The sequence below is a fragment of the Hymenobacter sp. 5516J-16 genome (assembly GCF_022919335.1).
GTDB lineage: Bacteria > Bacteroidota > Bacteroidia > Cytophagales > Hymenobacteraceae > Hymenobacter > Hymenobacter sublimis.
In genome coordinates, this window is the sequence record NZ_CP095058.1 from 2,465,001 (window position 1) to 2,486,679 (window position 21,679).

The window sequence follows — 21,679 nt, forward strand, 5'->3', positions numbered from 1 at the left end:
GGGCTGGCTTAACACTCAACGACATCGATTTAATTGAGCTTAACGAGGCTTTTGCCGCACAGACAATTGCGTGCATCCGGGACCTGGACCTGGATAGCGAAAAAGTGAATGTGAACGGTGGCTCTATTGCCATCGGGCATCCGCTTGGCGCCAGTGGCTCCCGCATCACGGCTACCCTCTTACATGAAATGCAACGCCGGGAAAATGTGCGGTACGGACTGGCAACTATGTGCGTGGGTGTAGGCCAGGGCGCCGCTGTTATCTACGAGAAGCTCTAAACCTGCAGCGGCTTTTTCCAACTGCCTGGGCTTACGTTGCCACCACTGCTTCTTGCCTAGTCACTACAGCTGTTGCCCTACTCGTAGCAGGGCCGCTGTTGCGCGCCTGTATGGTGCGAAAGCCCGGCGGCGTTCGGCAGGAATCGGCTACTGGTTGACCTGAGCACAACGGGGCAACCAGTAGCTGCAACTGCTCTCCGGCCGCTGTACGCCTTGCGGACGGCGGCTGCCTGACTAGTTGTTAGTTGGTGCCTTTCCATGCTCGCCGACAGGTAGCCTCACTTTTCTTTTCTGCTATACTACGTGCGCTACTTCCTTCACTTAGCCTACGATGGCACTCAATATCACGGCTGGCAGATTCAACCACGTACCCTCACGGTGCAGCAGGAATTGGACCGCTGCTTGTCGCAGGTATTGCGGCAGCCCGTGTACTGCCTAGGAAGTGGCCGCACTGATTCCGGCGTGCACGCCAGCCACCAGGTTGCGCATTTTGATGCCGAACTGCCGTCAGGACTTGACCTGCCTACCTTCCTGTACCGGCTGAACCGGGCACTACCCCGCGACATTCGGGCCCAACTGGTTCATGAAGTACCTGATAAGGCTCACGCCCGCTTTGATGCCGTAGCACGTACCTATGAGTACCACGTGCGTACCGTGCCGGACCCTTTCGCGCCTACCTTCAGCCTTTACCTAGACCGTGCCCCGACCTCGCCGCTATGAACGAGGCAGCTGCTATGCTGCTGGGTACGCACGACTTCACGAGCTTCTCCAAGGTAAAGGGCAGCGAGAAACACTACCTCTGCACCTGCTTTGAGGCTGGGTGGCACGAGGTGCCCGGCGGCCTGGTCTTCCGGATTAGAGCCAACCGCTTTGTTCGAGGCATGGTCCGGCTGGTGGTTGGGACGCTTCTAACGGTCGGGCGAGGAAAAATGAATCCGCAGGAATTTGGGGAAGTGTTTCGGAGACTGAACCGGGTGCACGCAAGCGGGGCAGCACTGGCTAATGGGTTATTTCTGTGCCGAGTAGAATATCCAGCCGATATGGTGCCTGCTGCTGCGTTACCTACCGGTTTGCCGTACTTCTCCCGGGTGTAGGTACGTCTATTGCCAGAGCCTATTAACTGCCTTGTACGGGCTGTGTTGAGGCATCTCACAATCTGCCGGCTGCCTTGTTACCCACTTACCTTTCCCACCGCTACCCACCCCAATGGAGCAAGCTACCACGGCCACTAAGAGCGGCAATATTTTCGATTGGCAAGTGTTGCGCCGGCTTGTAGCGTACGTGCGGCCCTACCAGCGCGTGTTCTACTTCCTAATTTTCCTGACGGTTGCCACCGCCATACTCGGTACGCTCCGGCCCTTCCTGATTCAACAAATGGTGGACGTCTCCATCGAGCAGGGCGACTGGGCGGGGCTGAACCGCATGTTCGGACTTCTGCTAGTGTTGCTAGTAGCCCACGCCATTGTCAGCTACTTGCAAACTTACTTTGGCGGTTGGCTGGGTCAGTACATCGTGCGCGACATTCGGGTGGACCTCTACAAGCACATCCTGGACCTGCGGCTGAAGTTCTTCGACAAGACCCCGATTGGCGTACTCGTGACGCGTAATATCTCCGATGTAGAAACTTTGTCGGATGTATTTAGCGAAGGGTTGGCCGCAATGATTGGCGACATTTTGCAGCTGGTGTTCATCGTCAGCTTTATGTTTTACATCGATTGGCGTCTAACGTTGGTGAGCCTCTCGGTAATTCCGCCCTTGCTGTTCAGCACCTACGTCTTCAAGGAGAAGGTGAAAAAGTCGTTTCAGGAAGTGCGGACGGCAGTAGCCAACCTAAATTCATTTGTGCAGGAGCACCTCACCGGCATGAACGTGGTGCAGATTTTCAACAACGAGGAGCGGGAGTTGCGCAAGTTCAAGGCCATCAACCAGGAGCACACTCGCGCCAACATTCGCTCGGTGCTCTACTACAGCATCTACTTTCCCGTGGCCGAGGTGCTCGCCGCCGCCGGGGTAGGGCTGTTGGTGTGGTATGCAGCGCAGGGACAGATTGAGGGCACTATTTCGAAAGGGGCACTCATTGCCTTTATCATGTACAACGCCCTGTTCTTCCGTCCCATCCGTCAGATTGCCGACCGGTTCAATACGCTGCAGTTGGGTCTGGTAAGCACTGAGCGCCTGCTGAAGCTGCTGGACAGTAAGGAGCTGATTGCCGACAACGGTACCTATATCCCTACCGATCTGCGGGGCAACGTAGATTTTGAGCACGTCTGGTTTGCCTACAACGATGAGGAATGGGTGCTGCGCGACGTGAACTTCTCCATCAAAGCCGGCCAGACGTACGCGTTTGTAGGTGCCACCGGTGCGGGCAAAACCAGCATCATCAACCTGCTGAGCCGCTTCTACGAAATCAATAAGGGCGCTATCCGCATCGATGGCCGCGACCTGCGCGAGTATGACCTCAAGGACCTGCGCCGCCACATTGGGGTAGTGCTGCAGGATGTGTTCCTGTTCGCCGGTGCCATCCGCGACAATATCACCCTGGGCAAAACTGATATTACCGACGAGCAAATTTGGGAAGCAGCGGACTTAGTAGGAGCCCGCCGCTTTATCGAGCGCCTGCCCGGTGGCCTTGACTACCAGGTGATGGAGCGCGGGGCCACGCTGTCGGTGGGGCAGCGCCAGCTTATCAGCTTTGTACGGGCTATGGTGTACCAGCCCCGTATTATCATTCTGGATGAGGCTACCTCCTCCGTCGACTCCGAAACCGAGGAACTGATTCAGCAGGCCATTGAGAAGCTTATGCAGGGCCGGACTTCCCTGGTTATTGCCCACCGCCTGAGCACCATCCAAAAGGCCGATCAAATTATCGTGCTGGACAAGGGGGAGATTCAAGAGGCGGGTACGCACGAGGAACTGCTGCGGCACCAAGGTTTCTACGCCACACTCTACCAGATGCAGTACAAAGACGTGCTGTCGGCAGAATAAGCCGCTTGGCGTGCCTTGGCTGCTACCTTTGCAGCGGTTCTCCTACTTTTTGCCTTTCGGATTGCATGAATAAGATTTTCCTGGCTTTGGCCTTGTTACTGGCCGCTGGTTTCGCCGTGGCATATTGGAAGATGGGCGGCTTCAAAGCACCCGTTATTACCCTCGAAACAACGGCCAAGCCCTACTACCTGGCCGGCCGCTACTACGAAGGTCCTGCCAACGATGAAGCCTTCGGCAACTTAACCCGCGACGCCTACCAATACCGCAAGGATGGGAAGTTGCGCGGCGACTTCGGCAACATCTTCTATAACAGCCCTGAAAGCTCGCGTGATGCCGCCAAGGTGTTCGTTGGGGTTGTTGTGGCGGATACCACCTCACAAACGCTGCCCACCAACTACCGCTACCGCACCTTTGCCGCTGGCCAACGGGTGGTGCATGCCCGCGTAGACGCCAGTTTCCTAGTCGCGCCGGATAAATTGTATACCGGCATCAAAGAGTACGCCGCGGCCAATAAGCTCACCCTGCAGAATATTTACCTGGAGCGCTTCCCTGATAAGGGCGAGCCAGAGGTGTTGGCGGTGGTGAAGTAAGACAACCGCTTCAAAAGCAGAAAAGCCAGTCTCACCAGTGGGTAGAACTGGCTTTTCTGCTTTTAAAGCGGTTTGGACTTAGAACAAAGCAAAACCGCCCGCTAAACCAAAGTTCAGCGGGCGGTTTTAAGGAGAGTACTTGTGTCGGGGTGGCAGGATTCGAACCTACGGCCTCGTCGTCCCGAACGACGCGCGCTACCGGGCTGCGCTACACCCCGAGGAGTAGTGCCGCTGGGCACCACGGGTATTTACTTTATGCTTTTGTCCGAAAAAAGCCTCCGGGTGGGGTTCCCAGAGGCTTTTCGAGCAACTAACTCTTCGGTCGGAGTGGCAGGATTCGAACCTACGACCTCCAGCACCCCATGCTGGCGCGATACCAGGCTACGCTACACCCCGATAGAATTATGGCACAAATGTAAGCAGGCTGGGTGCTACCACGCAAGCTTTACCCGCTAAATTTATTACCTGTGGTCAGTATTTCGTAGTTTCGGGAGTCCTGCGCCATGGCAGAAGGCTAGTGGTGTGGTAGTTGCAGAAATCAGGTGCTGAAAATAAAATAACCCCGTTGGCTGGCGCGTTTCTTGCTCCGTACCGCCACATACGTTCTTGGCCTGTTCTCTTGCGGCTGGAAGAACACCTTCTCGCTTTATCATCACCGTATCGTTCATCATCTTCGTTTAGGAACGCGTATGAAAACTTTTACTTTTCTGGGTTGTCTGCTGGCCATGCTCACGCTGTTGCGCCCGGCGCAGGCACAAACTACCAAACCGGCGCCTACTGCAGCAGTAGCATCTGCGGCCGTAGCACCCCCAGCCCTTATCACCGACAAGCTAGCCGACCCTACCCCGAATACCGACGCGCTTAAAGTCCGGGCTGAAGCCAATCCATTGACCAAGCGCCTGACTGTGCGCACCAACGCTACCGGTCCTACCCGGGTAGAGGTCAATGGAACTGACGGCCGGCCCGTTATTACCCGCGACTTGATTTCGGGGATGATGCGGCGGTGCTGGACGTAAGCAGACTGCCGGAGGGTACCTATATCGTACAGTGCACTTCGGGTGAGCGGCGGGGCATGAAGCGGGTTGTTATCGGCCAGTAAATTTCCCCTAGCTGTTATTTATCACGCAAACGCCCCCTGCACGTCTGGTGCAGGGGGCGTTTGCGTGCCGGGCTAGCTGCGAGGTTTATGCTTCCTCGCTCTGGAGCTGCCGTTCGTAAAGGGCGCGGTACAGGCCGGTGTCGTCCTGCATCAGGTTCTCGTGGGTGCCGTGCTGCACAATCTGGCCGTCATCGAGCACCAGAATTTCGTCGGCTAGCTTTACCGACGACACGCGGTGGGAGATAATCAGGCTGGTGCGGTTGTGCATAATGCGCTGGAGGGCCCCCAGAATAGCATTTTCCGTGTTGGTATCCACCGCCGACAAAGCATCGTCCAGAATCAGGATTTTGGGCTCTTTTACCAGGGCCCGGGCAATGCTGACGCGTTGTTTCTGGCCGCCGGAGAGAGTGATGCCCCGCTCCCCAACTTTCGTGTCGAAGCCTTCCGGGAAGCGCAGGATATTCTCGTACACGTTGGCATCCTTGGCGGCTTGGAGCATGCGCTCCTCATCGGGCGCATCAAGGCCAAAGTTGATGTTGTTACGGATGGAATCGGAAAACAAGAACACATCTTGGGGTACGTACCCAATCTGGCTGCGCAGGGAGCGAAGCGACAAGTCGCGCACATCTACCCCGTCAATCAGGATGCGGCCGCTGGTTACGTCGTAGAGGCGTGAGAGCACGGCGGCTACGGTGCTTTTGCCAGCCCCAGTGTTGCCAATAACGGCCAGCGTCTGGCCCGGCCGGATGCGGAACGACACGTCACGTAGGGCCTGGATGCCCGTATCAGGGTAGGTGAAAGTGACGTGCTCAAACACGATGTCGCCCTTCAACTCCAACTCAAGATTTTGCCGAGAAACGATGTCGGTTTGCTGGTGCATGAACTCATTAATGCGGGCCTGGGAAGCCTCGGCGCGCTGCACCAAGGAGCTGGTCCAGCCCAGGGCCGTAACGGGCCAGGTGAGTAGGTTCACATAAATCAGGAACTCGGCAATGCTGCCCGTAGTAATGGTGCCGCGAATCACTTCCTGCCCGCCCAGCCACACCGTAACAATGGTGCTAATGCCCACCAAAAACAGAATCAGCGGGAAAAACAGGGAGTTCACGAAGTTCAGGCTCAAGGACTTCTGCTTGTAGTGCTCCGAGGCCTCGGCAAACTGTCGGTGAGAGTCCTCTTCCCGCACGAAGGACTTCAATACCCGAATTCCGGAAAATGCCTCCTGTACAAACGTGGTCATGGAAGCCAAGGAGCGTTGAATCTCATCGGACTTCTTCTCAATCAGGTTGTTAACGTAGAAGATGCTCACGCTCAGGATAGGTAGGGGCAGTAGCGTGTAGAGCGTCAGCTTCACGTTCACCATAAGCATAAGCGGCACGATAAGCACGAACAGAATCACGAGCTGCATAAAGTACATCAGGGCCGGCCCGATGTACATGCGCACCCGCCCTACGTCCTCGGATATCCTGGACATTAGGTCGCCGGTGCTATGGCGACGGTAGAAGGAGAGGGGCAGGCTCTGGTAATGCTGGTAGATTTCGTTTTTCTGGTCGTTTTCTACGTGCCGGCTCATCACAATAAGCGTTTGGCGCATGAAGAACAGAAAGATGCCGCGCAGCAGGGCCATCAGCAGAATGAGCACGCCGTAGAGCAGCACGTTACGCCCAAACAATTCGTACACCTTACTTTGGGCCTGAGTGCCGGCGTAAAGGTGGTAGAGGTCAATGCCTTCACTAACGAGGTCAAAGGCGTAGCGTACAATCTGGGCCGGAAAAATGGCTAGCAGCGTGCTGAGTGCCACGAAAAGCACCCCGCCGAGGAAGTGCCACTTGTAACGCAACAGGTAGGTATTGGTAGCAGAGAGGGCGCGCACGAGGGGAAGTTAGAAAGTACAAGGACGAGGAAGACCGTCGGACCGTTGCTAAGGGGTAGAAGGCAAGGAAAATATTACAGAACGTCCTTGCGAGCTTGCCGAGGCATCTGGTAGGCTAACGTTGCAAGGGTAACTAAGTCACTCCCGAAGCCAGCACGTCAGATTCTTCGGCAAGCTCGGAACTACGGGCAAGGAAAAACTATCACCAACTTTTCAATCATACCCCGCAAAAACTAGTAGGTTGGCAACTAGAAAGTTAAAATGCTGCGAAAGGGTTTTACCTAGGACTCTTTGGGTGGCCTAATGGGTTCGGGCCCACCACGCTGCTCCCCGGGAAAAGACAGCTAGCTGATGGTTGAAGTCAGAAAATCGGAGTACTTTTGCACCCGCATTGCGGGAGCCCCTGGGAGAGTCAAACTGCGTAGATCATTGAACGACGGGGAAATAGCCACGGGGCGTTGCCATTCGTTTAACCGAAATGCGAAGCGAATTTCCCCTGCAGGAGCTGCCGCAAAGGTACAACAACCACCCCACCCCATTTCTTTTTCCACCCTACGTATGGTAGAAACGAAAGTGTTGACCGAAACGTCGGTCTTCGGGCAAATTGCCGAGCACCAGCATGAGCAGGTAGTATTCTGCCACGACCACGAGACGGGTCTGCGCGCCATCATTGGCATTCATAACACGGTGCTGGGCCCGGCCTTGGGCGGCACGCGCATGTGGCACTACACCTCGGAGGCCGAAGCCCTGAACGACGTGCTACGCCTCTCGCGCGGCATGACGTACAAGGCTGCTATTTCCGGCCTGAATCTGGGTGGGGGCAAAGCCGTCATCATCGGCGACGCCAAAACCATGAAGACGGAGGCCTTGCTGCGTAAGTTCGGCCGCTTCGTGCAGAACCTGAACGGCAAATACATCACGGCCGAGGATGTGAACATGACCACCAAGGACATGGAATACATTCGGATGGAAACCAAGCACGTGTCGGGCCTGCCCGAGAGCATGGGCGGTAGCGGCGACCCGTCGCCGGTTACGGCCTACGGCACCTACATGGGCATGAAAGCTGCTGCTAACAAGGCGTTTGGCTCCGACTCGCTGGCCGGCAAGCGCATTGCCGTGCAGGGCGTGGGCCACGTGGGTACCTACCTGCTGGAGTACTTGCAGAAGGAGGGCGCTAAGCTGGTGCTGACTGACTACTACGAGGACCGCGCCTTAGAAGCCGCGGCTCGTTTCGGGCCAAAGTAGTCGGCTTGGACGAAATCTACGACCAGGATGTGGACATTTACTCGCCCTGCGCCCTGGGAGCTACCCTCAACGACGACACCCTACGCCGCCTAAAGTGCCAGGTAGTAGCCGGCTGCGCCAATAACCAGCTGGCCGACGAGAATGTGCACGGTCCGGCCCTGGTAGAGCGCGGCATCATCTATGCCCCGACTTCCTCATCAATGCTGGCGGCCTGATCAACGTCTGCTCCGAAGTGCAGGGCGGCAACCGCGAGTCGGTGATGACCCAGACGGAGCGCATCTACGACATTACCACCCAGGTGCTGAACCGCGCCGCCCAGGAAGGCAGCCACCCCAAGCCGCCGCTACTCGCCAGGCCGAGGAGCGTATCAAAGCCATCGGCAAGGTTAAATCAACATACTAGCAGGGAAATGGTGAGATGGTGAACTGGTGAGTTTGTCGTTCCGCTGGCGCGGACCTGCGCAGACAAAACCTCAACTCACCAATTCACCATCTCACCATTTCACCATCTTCGACAACATGCTCAACCGTCGCACGCTTCGCATCAAGGTCATGCAGGCCCTGTACGCCTACCATCAGGCCGTCGGGTCCGATTTTCTATTGGCCCTCGACCAGATTGCGGATGCCTTCGCGCCCGATTTGAACTCGCCCGAGCCCCAGGACCGCAAGCAACTGCAGGGCCAGCGCAAAATGGCCGAGGTCATTTTCAAGGAGTGGCACAAAACCGCCGAGCAACCGGAGCCTACCAATGATGCCGACGTGAACGACGCCGTGAAAGAGGCCATCAAGTACTACCAGAAGGCCGTAGCCAAGGACGCTACCTACTACGGAGGCCAGATGGTGCACGCCGCCGAGAGCATTCACGACCAGTACATTCACTTGCTCAACATCCCGGAAGCTCTGCTTCAGGTGATTGAGGAGGAAAAGGTGCGTGACTCGCGCCGGTTTACGGCCGCTAAGGAGCCCCTGCTCGATGCCACACGCCTGCAGGAGAATCCGGTTATCGAGAAGCTCATCAACAACCTGCAACTCCAAGATCTAACCATTCGCCGCTCCCTGAAGTGGCACGGCGAGGACGAATTGGACGCCCTGCGCAACGCCTGGCGCAACGAGATGAAGCAGGACCCGGAGCTGCTGAGCTACCTGGCAGCCCCCGCCGGTAACTACCAGCAGGATCAGGAAATCCTCAAGCACATCTACAAAACCTACGTGTTCAAGGGCGAAAGTCTGCCGGCCTACATTGAGGAGGATGACCTGAACTGGGAGGAAAACCGCGCCATCGTGAAAAACCTGGTGGTGAAAACCATCAAGATGCTCGACGAGGCGGCCGACGAAAACCTGGTACTCATGTCGCTGTCGGCTAACTGGCAGGAAGACAAGGAGTTTGCTGAAAGCCTCTACAAGCAGACCCTGGCCGACGACGAGAAGTACGAGAAGCTGATTGCCGAGTCGGTACAGAACTGGGATGTGGAGCGCGTAGCCCTGACCGACAAGATTCTGCTGAAAATGGCCCTCTGCGAGATGCACCTGTTCCGGGCTATTCCGGTGAAAGTGACCATCAACGAGTACATCGAAATCAGCAAGATGTACTCCACGCCCAAGAGCAAGCAATTTGTAAACGGGATTCTGGATAAATTGGCGCAGGATCTGACGGCTAGCGGCGCTATCCGCAAATCGGGCCGAGGCTTGCTGGACAACCAGTAAGCCGATGGGGTAGGCTTGTGAGGCGGAAATAGAGCGAATATTCGTTTTTTTCTATATCCTGCATCCGAGTTCTACGTACGTACCCGTACTCCCTGTCTTTACTTCTCACCCTCCGTACTCATTTCTTTCCATCATGGGTAGCAAAACCACTACCGGCATTCTGTGCTTTGCCGGCGGCGCCCTCACTGGGGCCGTTATCGGACTACTATACGCACCTGAAAAAGGTCGCGAAACGCGCAGCTGGCTGAGCTATCAGCTGGAAAAGTACCGCGAAACGTTGGCTGAACTAACCGAAAATCTGGTGACCAGCCGCGCCGATCAGGGCCCTAGCTCTGCTAAGAGCGAAGGCCAGCGCGTAATTCAAGACGCCAAGAGCAAGGCCGAGCAACTACTGGGCGATGTTGATCAGCTTATCAACCAGATCAACTCCCGGAAAACAGTATAACTCCATGCCCTGAGTACCCGATGTGCTGATAAGCTGATAGGCAGATTCCTGCCGGCAGCTTATCAGCACATCATCGTTTTTAGTACCGCCCAGGATGGGTACCTTTGTGCAATGGTGGGGTGCCCGGAATGTGTAGCAATGCGGGCCGCTGACACTTCCAAGAAGGACGCATAGGCTTAACTGACTCAGCTAGCTAGCTGATAATGCAGCCAAAGCACTACCTCTTGGTTGGCCCACAACCTGAAATTGCCCATTAACCCCAACTCAATAGAATGCATCTCATCACTCTCATCCCCGGCGACGGCATTGGCCCCGAAATCACGAAAGCAGTAACCGATATTTTCGCGGCAGCGCAGGTGCCGGTGCAGTGGGAGGAGCAGAACGCGGGCCAGACCACCTTCGACCAGTCGGGGGAGCTGATTCCGCAGGCTCTGCTCACGTCGCTGGAGAAAAACAAAGTAGCCCTAAAAGGCCCGATTACGACCCCCGTCGGCAAAGGCTTCCGCTCCATCAACGTGACGCTACGCCAGAAGTACGACCTGTACCAGAACGTGCGGCCCTCCAAAACCACCGAAGGCATCCAGACGCGTTACGCGGGCATTGACTTGGTGCTGTTTCGCGAAAACACCGAGGGTCTGTACGCCGGCCTGGAAATCTTCGACGAGCACAACGGCATCGGCGACTCCATTGCCCGCGTGTCGGTGACGGGTGCCCGCAAAATCTGCCGCGCCGCCTTCGCCTACGCTGCCAAACACGGCCGCAAAAAGGTAACGCTGGCCCACAAGGCCAACATTCTGAAAGTGCCCGGCAAAATCATGCTGGATGCCGCCCAAGAGGCCGCCCGTGAGTTTCCGCAGGTTCAGTACGAGGACAAGATCATCGACAACATGTGCATGCAGCTGGTAACCAAGCCGGAGCAATTCGATGTGATTGTAACCACCAATCTATTCGGTGACATCCTCTCCGACCTCTGCGCCGGCCTCGTGGGCGGGCTAGGGTAGTGTCGGGTGCCAACATCGGCGACGACATGGCCATTTTCGAGGCGGTGCACGGCTCGGCCCCGACATTGCCGGTCAGGGCAAAGCCAACCCCACTGCCCTGCTGCGCTCGGCCCTGATGATGCTGCACCACATTGGCGAGCATGAGCACGCCAACAACATCGAGCGGGCCCTGGAAACGACGCTGCAAAACAAGGAAAAGTGCACCGGCGACCTAGGCGGCTCCGCTTCCACCAGCGAGTTTGCCCAGGCCATCATCGATAATCTGAACAAGTAGGCAGGAATTGTTCTTCCGACATTCCGCGCATCAAGCGGCGAGAGGATTCTAAGTTACTCACGTGATACTACCCCAGATTCCTCCTGGGCCGGAAGGACAGTTCCTTAATCGGCAACGAATAATGCCGTACTTTCACGGCCATAAACGTCTTTCTACTAAGCTGCTGGCTTACACCTAAGCTGGCTTCTTTTTCCGATCAACATGAAACGCAATCTGTTTTCAGCTTTCCTGCTTTCCGGCGCGCTGCTGCTGGGTGCTTGTAACAACAACAAGGCCGAGGTTGGGGCCGAGGGCATGAACGCCGCCGCCGCCAACGCCAACGAGGCGGTAGCTAACCCGGTCGTTGATAACCCCAACGTAACCAACGAAACGGAGGCCCCGAACCCGAACGCCCCCGTCATGAACTTCGCCGTTGCTGAGCACGATTTCGGCGACATCAAGCCCGGCGACGTGGTAAAGCACACCTTCGAGTTCACCAACACCGGCAAGTCGCCGCTGCTGATTGAAAACGCCACGGCTTCCTGCGGCTGTACTACCCCCAACTGGACCAAGGAACCCATTGCGCCCGGCGCCAAAGGCACCATTGATGTGCAGTTTGACTCGCACGGCAAAAGCGGCATCCAGAACAAGGAAGTAGCTATTCAGGCCAACACCCAGCCTAGCATCACGAAAGTGGTAATTAAGGCCAACATCCTTTCCGACGGCCAGAACGGTCCTACGCGCTAATCCGGCGTTTGCGTAATAGCCTGTCATCGGCAGTAAGCTTCAGGGTTTGCTGCCGATGACAGGTTTTTCTTTCCTTCCTGATGCTACAGCTCATGTTTGCCACGCTTCTGCTCCAAGCCTCGCCTACCTCCGGCGGCCTGATTTCCTACCTGCCACTCGTGGCCATGGTAGTCGTGATGTACTTCTTTATGATCCGGCCCAGCAGCGCCGCTCCGCCGAAGCCAAAAAGTTTCGGGCGGCCCTTGCGAAGGGCGCCAATGTGGTGACTATCGGTGGGTTGCACGGCCGAGTGGTAGATGTGAACGAGGACACCGTGACGGTGGAAGTAGACAAAGGAGTGCGTCTGCGCTTTGACCGCTCAGCCATTGCCCGCGAGGTAGTCAGCAAAAACGCTACCCCCGCCGCTTAATATCTACTGGCCAGCATCCCGAAGCAGAAGTTTCGCTCGCACCAAAGCGGCAAGGTTAGTACCTTGTTGCACCAGTATCTGCTGGTTGGAGCGAGCAGGAGCCCTGCTTCGGGATACTCGTTTCAAGACCTAATTCTGCTGCTCGTGCCATCTGCCCGTCCCGACCGTGTGCTGCGCTGGTTTGTGAACCCGTTTTACGGGCAGGAGCGGAGCTATTGGCGGGCCGTTACGGCGTGTTTTCTGGTGGCCAGCACGTTCTGGCTGCTCAACGCCCTGAACAAGACGTACACCACCCGCATTACCTACCCCCTGGCGTGGCGCTACGATAACAGCCACTTCATTCCAGTGCAGCCCCTCCCTAAAGAGGTACCTGTGAACGTGACGGGCCGGGGCTGGAAGCTGCTGCGCCGCCAGTTGATGCTGGACGTAAAACCAGCCGAGCTGACTCTAAGCGCCCCGGCCTCTACCCGCTACGTCACCACCCGGGCCATTCGGCCGGCCCTGCAGCAGGCCATGGAAGGGTTGCAGTTTAACTACCTACTCTCGGACACGCTGTGGGTGGAGCTGGACCGCCTGGTGAGCCGGCGGCTGCCGCTGGCCCTAAGCCCGGCCACCGACGGGGCGGCGCTACCCTACGATGCCCGATTTGAGCCCGCCAGCGTGGTATTTCGGGGCCCGGCTAGCAAGGTAAATTACCTGCCTAGTCCCTACCCCGTGCATCTGCCCCAGGCTCCCGCGGGCTCCTCCACCGGAGATATTCGAGTACCCATTGGCGGGCCCGACTTGGTGCACACCAACGTGCAGGACGTACGGGTCCGCTTGCTGCGCCGGCCCGTGGTGACGGTGCCCGTGGAGGTGGTGCCGGAGCTGCTGGACGCCCCGCGGGGCATGTTTATCACTTTTCGCCGGCTACCGTGCGGGTGCGGCTGCAGTTTTTCCCCGAGGATACCGTAGGCTTTCAGCGCAAGCAGGTGCGGGTGCAGCTACACTACGGGCAGTTCACTAATCGAGACTCCAGCCTGCGTCCGTTTCTAGCCGAGAAGCCGGCCCAGGCCCGGGGCTACCTAGTCCTCACCCGCGGGGTGCAGGTGCACAGGGTCGAGCAATAAGGCTAATTGGTATACTTCAACTAGTGCAAATGATGCTGAAAATCGGGATTACCGGCGGGATAGGGTCCGGGAAAAGCATGGTATGCCGACTGTTTCAAGTGCTAGGCGCTCCGGTGTATGATTCTGATGCTCGCGCTAAATGGGTTATGGCGCACCACCCGCAGCTGCGGGAAGAACTCACGGCCGCCTTCGGTTCCGAAACGTTCGATACCCAGGGCCAGCTAAACCGCACGTATCTGGCCCGCGTAGCATTTCCCAACCCGACCCAACTGGCCCGCCTCAATGCCCTAGTGCACCCCCACGTAGGCCGCGACTTTGAGACCTGGGCCGCCGCCCAACAAGCGGCAGGCTACCCCTACCTTCTCAAGGAAGCCGCCTTGCTGTATGAGTCCGGCGCCTATCAGCAGCTAGACCGCATCATCACCGTATTTGCGCCCCTGGAAATTCGTCAGGCCCGGGTGCTCCACCGCGACCCGCACCGCACCCCCGATGATATCCTGGCCATCATCGGCAAGCAGCTCAGCGAGGAAGAAAAAATCCGCCGGGCCAACTACGTCATCCACAACGACGACCATCATCTGCTAATCCCGCAGGTCCTGCAGCTGGATAAGGAATTCAGACAGTATTAGGTTGGTGAAATGGTGAACTAGTTAAACCCATCTGTCATCCTGCGCTTGCGAAGGATGACGGCTTAAGGGTGAGTGTTAGAGCTTATTATTACTCACGAATTCACTAGTTCACCACCTTACCACCTACCGGATAATTGGGCTGCGCTCGAAGGGGCGGGCGCGGTCGAAGAGGTAGCGGTAGGTGACGTGGGTTTTGTGAATGCGGGCCCCGATGGAACGGGTAACGGCCAGCATGCGGGGGTTGAAGTCGCCAATCCAGTTCATTTCGATATCGGTGTAGCCGGCGCGCATAAACTCGGCCCGGGCGTGCACCATCAGCGCCGACTCAATGCCTTTGCCCTGCCACTCCGGCACTACCCCGAAAATGACGCCGAACATTTTCTTGTCGGAGCGCTGGTCGTACTTCCGCTTTTCCCACAGGAAACGCAACTTGCCCCAGAGGTTGAAGTTGCGGCCTACGTGCTTAAAAATTTGGTTTAGCTCGGGCAGGCTCACGAAGAAGGCAATGGGCTCGTCGTGGTGGTAGGCAAACCAGAGCAGGCGCTCATCCACTACGGGCTTCATCTCCTTCACCAAGGCCCGGGCCTTGTCCAGGGACATGGGATTAACGCCGCTGTGGTTGGCCCAAGCCAGGTTATAGACGTGGTGAAAGTCTTGGGCCAGCTTCTCGGCGTCACGTTTTTGCGCGTGCTGAAAGCGGAACTCCGGATACTGCTGAGCGTATTTCACCGCCGCCCGGCTAAAGCTCTCGTGCAAGGGAGCGGCTACCTCGCGGTAGCAAGTATACTGCTTGAAGAATACTTGAAAACCGTACTGCTCAAACAGTTGCTGGTAGTAGGGCAAGTGGTAGAACATGCCGTAGTTGGGCTCCGTGAAGCCTGTCGTTAGCAGGCCCCAGTACCGGTCCCGCTCCCCGAAGTTGATGGGACCGTCCATGGCTTGCAGGCCACGCTGGCTTAACCATTGCCGGCAGGCTTCGAACAGCACGTTGGCCGCCGCCTGATCATCGATGCATTCAAAAAAGCCCATGCCGCCCACGGGCAGAGTTGGGTCGGTTTGGGGTGTTTCGTGGTTGATAAAGGCCGCAACCCGCCCGATAACCGTGCCGGCCTCATTGGTCAGAATCCAACGGATGGCTTCACCGTGGGCGAAGTTATGATTGCGCTGCGGGTCGAAAACGGCTTCTATTTCGTGGTCGAGGGGCGCAATCCAGCTGGGCTGATCCTGGTACAGGCGCGCGGGCAAATCCAGGAACTGACGAATGTGCTGGGGGAAGAAACTTCAAGCAGGGGCATGGAAAAGGAAAGCAGAATAAGGGGAAGGACGGCTTCAGCAGCGTATGTTACCGGCCAGGCCTTCGAAAAACGGAAACCAGGGTGATGCCCCGTACGCGGCGGCAATATACCTCCGGGCCCAAACTGCTGGGGTAAGCGGCCGGGTGCCAACGGTAGGTCGTAAGAAAGTAGCGGGCCTGCTCTACGGGCACCATGCGCAGGCGGGCCCGTTGGGCGGGGGGCAGCAACAGCTGGGCATTGTGCAGCATCAGGCCCGTGCGCGGGTCCGTGGCTACGGGCACCGTGGCGCTGCTGTCGTGGTCCATGATCCACTGCAATCCTTCCCGACCCGAAAGGCCCCAATAATCCCGCTCGAAGAGGCGCCCGGCAACGGGACCAGGCAGAAAGCTGTAGTACATGTTCTGGTAAGGATGATCGAGCACCATGCGCAAGGCCGTGTGAGCTAGCCCCAGCGTCAGCAGCCCCACCGCCCCGTACCCCAGTCGCCGCGTTATCACCCGAGAGGTAGGGGTAGCCCGCCAGTAGTTCCACGCAGCTTGCAGGCCTCGGCCCGCCAGTAGCAGAAAGGCCGGGTAGATGAAGTACAGGTGCCGCCAGCCATCATACAGCACGGAGTTTAGCAGAATAACAGCTCCCAACGGCCCGAAAAACCAAGCTAACATCAGCAAATCGACCCGGCCAATAGTCGAGGTTAGCCACGCCCAGGGCCGGCGCAGTGCCCGCCACGCTATTACTCCTACGCCCACGCCGAATAGTACTGAGTAGGGCAGGGGGGTAGTTACCAGCAGCCACACAGGGGCGTAGTGCCAGGGCAGGTGCTGAATAGAAATTTCCTGGCCCAGATACACGGTCAGCATCTCGGCCCGGTAGCGGCTGAAACTCTGGAAGGCGGCCAAGAAGTTGCCCGCCGGGTGTTCCCAGAGGTAAGGCCAGCCCAGCACTACCACGGCCGCCGTCAGCGGAACAAACAGCGCAAGGCCAGTAGCCAGCCGCTGCCGCACGTCGGGCCGAAACCAGGCTTCCAAGCCCGCAAACCCGATGGTAAGGCCCAGCAGCAGCACGCCCATGGTGCGCACATCAATGGCCGCCCCCACGGCCAGGGCGTGCAGGGCCGCGTGCCACCCGGTAGGTTGCCGGAGCCAGCGCCGCAGCGTGCCAATGCCCAATGTAAAGAACCCCAGGAACACCACGTCCTTATAGTTGTAGAACGACTCGGCAAACAGCCGCGGAGAAAGTACCAGGGCCGCGGCAACAAGCAACCCCCAGCGCCAGCTACCAAGGTAGCCCGCTGCTACCCGGTACAGGGCGTAGGTGCCGGCCACGCAGGTCAGCCAGATAACCAGGTGGCGCAGAAAGTACACGTCCCGGGAATCCTCGGCGCCCACCACTTTTTCCAGCACCACCAACGGCAATTGATACAGCACCCCGTGGTCGGCGTCCGAGTTTTCGCGCATGTCCGGAATTGCAGCGAAGGTAGGCTGTCGTCGGGCCAGTTCCGGGTCCAGGTGCAGAGCCACATATTTGGCATTGATGATGCCGTTCAGCCGGTCGAGCTGCTCATCCCAGCCTACCCCATAGTCGCGGTGCAGAACCACGCCCAGCAGCACCAGCACCCCAAAGAAACTTCCTACTACCCACCGGGCCCACGGGCCAGAGGAAGCAGGAAGGCGAGGCAGAACGGAAATGGGCATAAACGAAGTGGCAAGGAAAGCAGAAAACGCGGCTAAATTCGGCAATTCATTGCCAACTCACGTTCTGCTCCGCTGGTGTTACGCTCCATTCCTCGCTTTATCTGGCCCGTGGCCGTTTTGCTGCTGGTTATTCGTCTGGCGCTTAATCTGGGCCTGAATCCGGGTCTGGAGTGGAACTACGATGAGCGCCGCAACGGCCGCATTGCCGACAACTACCTAGCCGGCCGCGGCTACGTTAGCCTCGACCCGGAGCGCCAGCAACTGCGCCCCGATGCCTTCCACGCCAGCTTTCCGGTATTCGTGTACATGGGCTGGAGCAAGGCGGGCCTGCCCCGCCACTACCTAACCCTGCTGGTGTACGCGGCGGCGGCTGGCTGCTACCTGCTCGGCGGCCTCTACGTGCAGCGCACCCTGCGCTACTTTGGGCTAGCTCCCGGGGTGGCGTGGGCCGGGGCCGGGCTCTGGGCTATTTCGCCGGGGGTAGTTTATTATGTGGGCGCCTTTTGGTGGTTTGAAAATATTACGCTACCCCTGCTGATTGTGGTGGTGTATAAGCTGTTGCGCCTGCACGGCGGCCGGCCGCTGCGCTGGCCAGATGCAGCTTGGGTTACGGCGGCCGCAGTGCTGTCGTGCCTGCTGCGGGGCTATTTGCTGGCCGTGTATGGTAGCCTGTTTGCTGTATTCCTGCTGCTGATGCTGCGCCGCTCCGTGCCAGCCGCTACCCGCCGGGCGGCCTGGGGCCTTGGGGCCGTTGTGCTCGTGCTGCTGGTGCTGAGCCACATGCCTATTCTGCTAAAAAATTACCGGCAGTTTGGGGCGTACACGCTCAGCAATCAAGCGGGCTTCGAGCTGCTGCAGGGCCATAATCCGGTGGCCCAGGGGCGCTTTATGTTCGACTGGGACGAGCGCACGGGCCCCTTCGACCAGTACGTCCGCGCCGCCATTCCTCACCTCGACTCGTTAAATCAGTACCAAGAAAGCCAGGCTCGTGCCCAACTGGCTCGGCAATGGGTAGCAGCACACCCACTGAAAGAAGCTCGGTTGTGGATAAAGAAAACGGCATTGTTCTTTTCACCGGAAAACTTTGTAGCCGATGCTCCCCGCACTCCTTGGAACCCCTTCACGGCCCTAGTGCACTTGGCCTTTTTCGCGGCTCTGACTCTTACTGTGCTGCACTACCGAGGTCTGCGCTTCGAAAGCCGCGACTGGCTGTTGCTGCTGCCACTGCTGGCTACCTGGGCTATCAGCCTGGTGTTTTTCGTGGGCTTTCGGTGGCGGTTCTTCGCCGAGCCGGCCCTGCTTTTATTTCCCCTAATAGTGGGACACCGGTTGCGCCAGCGGCTGACCCTGCCGCCGGAAAATCGATAAGATGCGGACTTTATCGACCCGGATGGTTGCCACTCCTGTACCAAAACAAAAAAGGACAGCCGTTACCGACTGTCCTTTCGTGGGAGATACTGGGTTCGAACCAGTGACCCTCTGCTTGTAAGGCAGATGCTCTGAACCAGCTGAGCTAATCTCCCGAGGGGTATGCGTAAAAAAGTAAGTGGGAGATACTGGGTTCGAACCAGTGACCCTCTGCTTGTAAGGCAGATGCTCTGAACCAGCTGAGCTAATCTCCCGTTGGGCGTATCCCGTTTGGGATGGCAAATATGGGAGTTCATTTTCGAATACGCAACACTTTATCCCATCTTTGGGTCAAGAAATTTTGCTGTCTGGTGCGCGTTGTGCGGGAAACTGATTGCCAGTCAGAAGTTTCAGGAGGTAAACACGGTGAGCAGATTTCTCAAAATTTCTTTTTTAACCTTGCTTGCGCTCCTGGTTGGTGCGGTAGGCGGCGTGTGGTTGGGGCAGGATCGAATCATCGGCTTGTTTGTGCAGGCCCTGAACCGGTACCTGCAAGTACCCGTGCAGGCCAGCCGCTTGGAGGTATCAGTACTAGATCAGTTTCCGCGCTTGTCCGTGACCCTGCACGACGTAGTAGTGGCCGGCTCCGAGCCTACCGATACCGTGAAGCTGGCCCGGGCCCGACGGCTCTACTGCGCCTTTGATGCCTGGGACCTGCTGGCCGGCCGCTACCACATCCGGGCCGTTACGCTGGCCGATGCGCAGGTGCGGGTGCGCCGCAACGCCCAGGGCCGGGGCAACTACCACGTTCTGCGCCCTGATACCACGGCTCCCGCCGCTACCTCACCTTTCGGCATGGAGCTGGAAGGTATTGAACTGCAGCGGGTGCGGGTGCTGTACGAAGATGCCAGCCGGCATCAGCACTTCAGCCTGCACACCCCACAGCTGCGCGCGGCCTTAAGCATCACCGACGCCCGCTTGGATATTACCGCCCAAGGGGTAGCGCAGGTGGCAGCCCTACGCCTGGGAAATGACGAGTACTTTCAGCGCAAAGAGCTGACGGTGAGTACGACGTTGGTTATCGACCGGCCCGGCCAGAAGCTGACTATTGAACCCTCCCAAATCCATATCGGACCCGCCGCCTATGCGGTAGCAGGCACCATTGATTACCAGCGGGCGGCTGTGCTAGATGTGCGCTGCGAGGCCACTGGAGCTGATGTGCAATCGGTGCTGGCGCTACTGCCGCCCCGCCTGGCCCAGCGGCTGGCGGGCTACCGGAGCCGGGGCACTGTATATTTTGGGGGTACGGTGCGCGGTGAGTTGTCTGCCGCCCGTAACCCCACGGTAGCGGTGCGGTTTGGCTGCAAGGAAGCCTCTTTCTACCACCCGCGCTACCAGCAGGCCATTGACCACGTCAGCCTTACCGGGGCTTTCACCAACGGAAGTGCCCAGGCCGCCCGTACCGCCGAGCTAACCCTGAACAATGTGCGGGGCAACTTAGTGGCCGGCCTTTCAGCGGTAATCTGCAAATTCGCAATTTCCCCGACCCCCGGGTGCAGCTGCAGGCCCGGGCGGAGTTAGACGTGGCCCGGGCGGTGCGTTTCTTCCCACTTGCTACCGTGCGCCAGGCCCGCGGCAATGCCACGGTGCGGCTACGGTTGAACGGGCGCCTGCAAGACCTGCGTCATCGGCCCACTGCGGCTCAGGCTAGTGGGGAATTAGCCCTGCGAGACGTGTACCTGCAGCTGCGCGACTTTCGGCAGCCCTTCACCCACCTAACTGGCCGCTTGCAGCTACAAGGCTCGGATGTGGCCGTACCTGCCCTGAGCGGGGAGCTGGGAAACTCCGATTTTCGGGGCCGAGGCACACTGCGCAACGTAACCCGGTGGCTGCTCCAGCCCGGTCAGCCCCTCCGGCTGGAGGCCGTGGTAGCCAGCCGCCTCTTGGATTTCAATCAGCTCCTCTACGCCTACCAGCCCGCGGCTACCCCATCTGCCGGCCAGAAACAGGGTAGTACTACAAAAGGGGATGGCTTGCGCGTACCGGCCAGCATTGCCCTCAACCTGCAGACGACGGCCGCCCAGCTGCGTTTTCGGCGGTTGCGGGGGCGTACCCTGCGCGGCACGTTACACCTACAGGACCGGGTGTTTACTTCCCCTGGCCTAACGTTGCTCGCTGCCGGGGGCCAAGTGAGCGTACGGGGCCGCGTAGATGTGCGCCAGCCCCAGCTTGTGAAGGCCAGTACCGTGGTAGGCTGCCAGCAAGTGCCGCTGGACAGCTTGTTCTACGTGTTCGAGGATTTCGGTCAGCAGTTTATCACCCAGCGCCACTTGCGGGGCCGCCTCACGGCGACAGCCGAGGTCGATTCTTACTTCGACCAGCATCTAACCCCACTTACCGACCGCCTGGAGGCGGAAGTGCACGCTACCGTCCGGCAAGGCGAGCTACTTAATTTCGAGCCCATGCAGAAGCTGAGCTTTTTAGCCAGCCGAGCCACCCTGCGCCATTTGCGGTTTGCCGAGTTGCAAAACCGCCTCTACGTGCAAAGCCGGACTGTGTATGTGCCCGAAATGGATATTCGGTCTAACGTGAAAGCCGCCTCTCTGATTCGGGTGACGGGCACCCACACATTTGATCAGCAAATGGACTACCACGTTCGAATTCCCTTGTTGCCTGGGCTGCTGCCCCAGGTTCGGGCCGGGGCGGAAGGACCTATGCTGCGCCTGGCTATTCAGGGCAACGAGCGGGACTTTACCATTCGCTACGAGCGGGCGGCCCGGGAGCCCACCGCGCCGGTTGTGGCGGGGCCAGCCACCGGCACCCGGCCCAGTAGTGCAAGCAGTGCCCCCAGAACCACGGCTGCTCCCATCGGCCCCGCCGCCGTAGCAAAACCCAGTTTCGAGATAAAAAAACCAGTGAAAAAACCGGCCCAGCCGCAAACAGGCGAGTACTTTGATTTCTAAAACTGGGGTAGTGCAAGCTC

At 58.3% G+C, this 21,679-nt stretch carries 18 protein-coding genes, 4 tRNA genes and 3 pseudogenes (1 of these 25 running past the window's edge); 18 read left to right on the forward strand and 7 right to left on the reverse strand.

Annotation, left to right across the window (positions count from 1 at the left end):
• The 5 genes and pseudogenes from MUN84_RS12200 to MUN84_RS12220 form a co-directional block, all read left to right on the forward strand.
• Positions 1-278, forward strand: a pseudogene (locus MUN84_RS12200) (thiolase family protein) (it extends 921 nt beyond the left edge of the window).
• A 303-nt stretch (positions 279-581) separates the two neighbouring features.
• The gene (locus tag MUN84_RS12205; RefSeq protein WP_244694346.1) at positions 582-998 is read left to right on the forward strand and encodes a tRNA pseudouridine synthase A; all 417 of its coding nucleotides are present in this window, start codon (positions 582-584) and stop codon (positions 996-998) included.
• A complete protein-coding gene (locus MUN84_RS12210; RefSeq protein WP_244694347.1) occupies positions 995-1,372 on the forward strand; it encodes a hypothetical protein in 378 nt (125 codons plus the stop codon). Before MUN84_RS12205 ends, MUN84_RS12210 begins: the two co-directional genes overlap by 4 nt.
• Before the next feature lie 112 nt (positions 1,373-1,484).
• On the forward strand, positions 1,485-3,263 hold the full coding sequence (locus MUN84_RS12215) for an ABC transporter ATP-binding protein (protein ID WP_244694348.1): 1,779 nt from the start codon (positions 1,485-1,487) through the stop codon (positions 3,261-3,263).
• 65 nt (positions 3,264-3,328) lie between these two features.
• Positions 3,329-3,853, forward strand: a complete 525-nt coding sequence (locus MUN84_RS12220) for a hypothetical protein (protein WP_244694349.1) — start codon at positions 3,329-3,331, stop codon at positions 3,851-3,853.
• A 144-nt stretch (positions 3,854-3,997) separates the two neighbouring features.
• Here the strand turns inward: MUN84_RS12220 and MUN84_RS12225 are convergent.
• Both MUN84_RS12225 and MUN84_RS12230 read right to left on the reverse strand, forming a co-directional pair.
• Positions 3,998-4,071, reverse strand: a tRNA-Pro gene (locus MUN84_RS12225).
• Between the two features lie 104 nt (positions 4,072-4,175).
• Positions 4,176-4,249 (reverse strand) — tRNA-Pro (locus tag MUN84_RS12230).
• Positions 4,250-4,542: 293 nt separating this feature from the next.
• Here MUN84_RS12230 and MUN84_RS12235 point away from each other — a divergent pair.
• The gene (locus MUN84_RS12235) at positions 4,543-4,869 is read left to right on the forward strand and encodes a hypothetical protein (protein WP_244694350.1); all 327 of its coding nucleotides are present in this window, start codon (positions 4,543-4,545) and stop codon (positions 4,867-4,869) included.
• 168 nt (positions 4,870-5,037) lie between these two features.
• On the opposite strand, the gene MUN84_RS12240 is transcribed toward MUN84_RS12235, so the two are convergent.
• Positions 5,038-6,822, reverse strand: coding sequence for an ABC transporter ATP-binding protein (locus MUN84_RS12240; protein ID WP_244694351.1), 1,785 nt, complete (start codon positions 6,820-6,822; stop codon positions 5,038-5,040).
• Between the two features lie 558 nt (positions 6,823-7,380).
• Here MUN84_RS12240 and MUN84_RS12245 point away from each other — a divergent pair.
• The 9 genes and pseudogenes from MUN84_RS12245 to coaE all read left to right on the forward strand — a co-directional run bounded on the left by MUN84_RS12245 (position 7,381) and on the right by coaE (position 14,363).
• Positions 7,381-8,469 (forward strand): annotated as a pseudogene (locus MUN84_RS12245) (Glu/Leu/Phe/Val dehydrogenase dimerization domain-containing protein).
• 116 nt (positions 8,470-8,585) lie between these two features.
• The gene (nusB, locus tag MUN84_RS12250; protein WP_244694352.1) at positions 8,586-9,770 is read left to right on the forward strand and encodes a transcription antitermination factor NusB; all 1,185 of its coding nucleotides are present in this window, start codon (positions 8,586-8,588) and stop codon (positions 9,768-9,770) included.
• Positions 9,771-9,903: 133 nt separating this feature from the next.
• Positions 9,904-10,215: a YtxH domain-containing protein gene (locus MUN84_RS12255; RefSeq protein WP_188557732.1), complete on the forward strand. Its 312-nt coding sequence runs from the start codon at positions 9,904-9,906 to the stop codon at positions 10,213-10,215.
• A 272-nt stretch (positions 10,216-10,487) separates the two neighbouring features.
• Positions 10,488-11,490: pseudogene (locus MUN84_RS12260) on the forward strand (isocitrate/isopropylmalate dehydrogenase family protein).
• A 201-nt stretch (positions 11,491-11,691) separates the two neighbouring features.
• A complete protein-coding gene (locus tag MUN84_RS12265; RefSeq protein ID WP_244694353.1) occupies positions 11,692-12,216 on the forward strand; it encodes a DUF1573 domain-containing protein in 525 nt (174 codons plus the stop codon).
• Between the two features lie 55 nt (positions 12,217-12,271).
• The gene (yajC, locus tag MUN84_RS12270) at positions 12,272-12,625 is read left to right on the forward strand and encodes a preprotein translocase subunit YajC (protein WP_317238920.1); all 354 of its coding nucleotides are present in this window, start codon (positions 12,272-12,274) and stop codon (positions 12,623-12,625) included.
• 144 nt (positions 12,626-12,769) lie between these two features.
• Positions 12,770-13,579 (forward strand): hypothetical protein, encoded by an 810-nt coding sequence (locus tag MUN84_RS12275; protein ID WP_244694354.1) that lies wholly within the window; start codon positions 12,770-12,772, stop codon positions 13,577-13,579.
• Complete coding sequence (locus tag MUN84_RS12280) at positions 13,540-13,734, forward strand: hypothetical protein (RefSeq protein ID WP_244694355.1); 195 nt, start codon at positions 13,540-13,542, stop codon at positions 13,732-13,734. The genes MUN84_RS12275 and MUN84_RS12280 overlap by 40 nt, the downstream gene beginning before the upstream one ends.
• 32 nt (positions 13,735-13,766) lie before the next feature.
• Entirely contained in the window at positions 13,767-14,363 is a 597-nt protein-coding gene (gene coaE, locus MUN84_RS12285) for a dephospho-CoA kinase (protein WP_244698849.1), read from the forward strand.
• Between the two features lie 123 nt (positions 14,364-14,486).
• Here the strand turns inward: coaE and MUN84_RS12290 are convergent, their stop codons facing one another.
• Positions 14,487-15,608, reverse strand: a complete 1,122-nt coding sequence (locus tag MUN84_RS12290; RefSeq protein ID WP_244694356.1) for a GNAT family N-acetyltransferase — start codon at positions 15,606-15,608, stop codon at positions 14,487-14,489.
• Between the two features lie 97 nt (positions 15,609-15,705).
• On the reverse strand, positions 15,706-17,349 hold the full coding sequence (locus tag MUN84_RS12295; protein ID WP_244694357.1) for a hypothetical protein: 1,644 nt from the start codon (positions 17,347-17,349) through the stop codon (positions 15,706-15,708).
• Between the two features lie 75 nt (positions 17,350-17,424).
• Here MUN84_RS12295 and MUN84_RS12300 point away from each other — a divergent pair, with 75 nt between their 5' ends.
• Complete coding sequence (locus MUN84_RS12300) at positions 17,425-18,717, forward strand: hypothetical protein (RefSeq protein ID WP_244694358.1); 1,293 nt, start codon at positions 17,425-17,427, stop codon at positions 18,715-18,717.
• Positions 18,718-18,797: 80 nt separating this feature from the next.
• On the opposite strand, the gene MUN84_RS12305 is transcribed toward MUN84_RS12300, so the two are convergent.
• A tRNA-Val gene (locus MUN84_RS12305) sits at positions 18,798-18,872 on the reverse strand.
• 24 nt (positions 18,873-18,896) lie between these two features.
• Positions 18,897-18,971: transfer RNA gene (locus tag MUN84_RS12310), tRNA-Val, on the reverse strand.
• A gap of 184 nt (positions 18,972-19,155) precedes the next feature.
• Between MUN84_RS12310 and MUN84_RS12315 the strand changes: the two genes are divergently transcribed.
• Positions 19,156-20,277 carry a hypothetical protein gene (locus tag MUN84_RS12315; protein WP_244694359.1) on the forward strand — a complete coding sequence of 374 codons (1,122 nt, stop codon included), beginning with the start codon at positions 19,156-19,158 and terminating at the stop codon, positions 20,275-20,277.
• The gene (locus MUN84_RS12320; RefSeq protein ID WP_244694360.1) at positions 20,250-21,659 is read left to right on the forward strand and encodes an AsmA-like C-terminal region-containing protein; all 1,410 of its coding nucleotides are present in this window, start codon (positions 20,250-20,252) and stop codon (positions 21,657-21,659) included. The genes MUN84_RS12315 and MUN84_RS12320 overlap by 28 nt, the downstream gene beginning before the upstream one ends.
• The last annotated feature ends 20 nt before the right edge of the window (positions 21,660-21,679 follow it).

Excerpts from the sequence above, each read along its gene's own strand:
- MUN84_RS12255 (WP_188557732.1), top strand. The coding sequence starts at position 9,904 with ATGGGTAGCAAAACCACTACCGGCATTCTGTGCTTTGCCGGCGGCGCC.
- MUN84_RS12295 (WP_244694357.1), bottom strand. The coding sequence starts at position 17,349 with ATGCCCATTTCCGTTCTGCCTCGCCTTCCTGCTTCCTCTGGCCCGTGG.
- MUN84_RS12235 (WP_244694350.1), top strand. The coding sequence starts at position 4,543 with ATGAAAACTTTTACTTTTCTGGGTTGTCTGCTGGCCATGCTCACGCTG.
- MUN84_RS12210 (WP_244694347.1), top strand. The coding sequence starts at position 995 with ATGAACGAGGCAGCTGCTATGCTGCTGGGTACGCACGACTTCACGAGC.
- MUN84_RS12220 (WP_244694349.1), top strand. The coding sequence starts at position 3,329 with ATGAATAAGATTTTCCTGGCTTTGGCCTTGTTACTGGCCGCTGGTTTC.
- MUN84_RS12215 (WP_244694348.1), top strand. The coding sequence starts at position 1,485 with ATGGAGCAAGCTACCACGGCCACTAAGAGCGGCAATATTTTCGATTGG.
- MUN84_RS12265 (WP_244694353.1), top strand. The coding sequence starts at position 11,692 with ATGAAACGCAATCTGTTTTCAGCTTTCCTGCTTTCCGGCGCGCTGCTG.
- yajC (WP_317238920.1), top strand. The coding sequence starts at position 12,272 with ATGACAGGTTTTTCTTTCCTTCCTGATGCTACAGCTCATGTTTGCCAC.
- nusB (WP_244694352.1), top strand. The coding sequence starts at position 8,586 with ATGCTCAACCGTCGCACGCTTCGCATCAAGGTCATGCAGGCCCTGTAC.
- coaE (WP_244698849.1), top strand. The coding sequence starts at position 13,767 with ATGCTGAAAATCGGGATTACCGGCGGGATAGGGTCCGGGAAAAGCATG.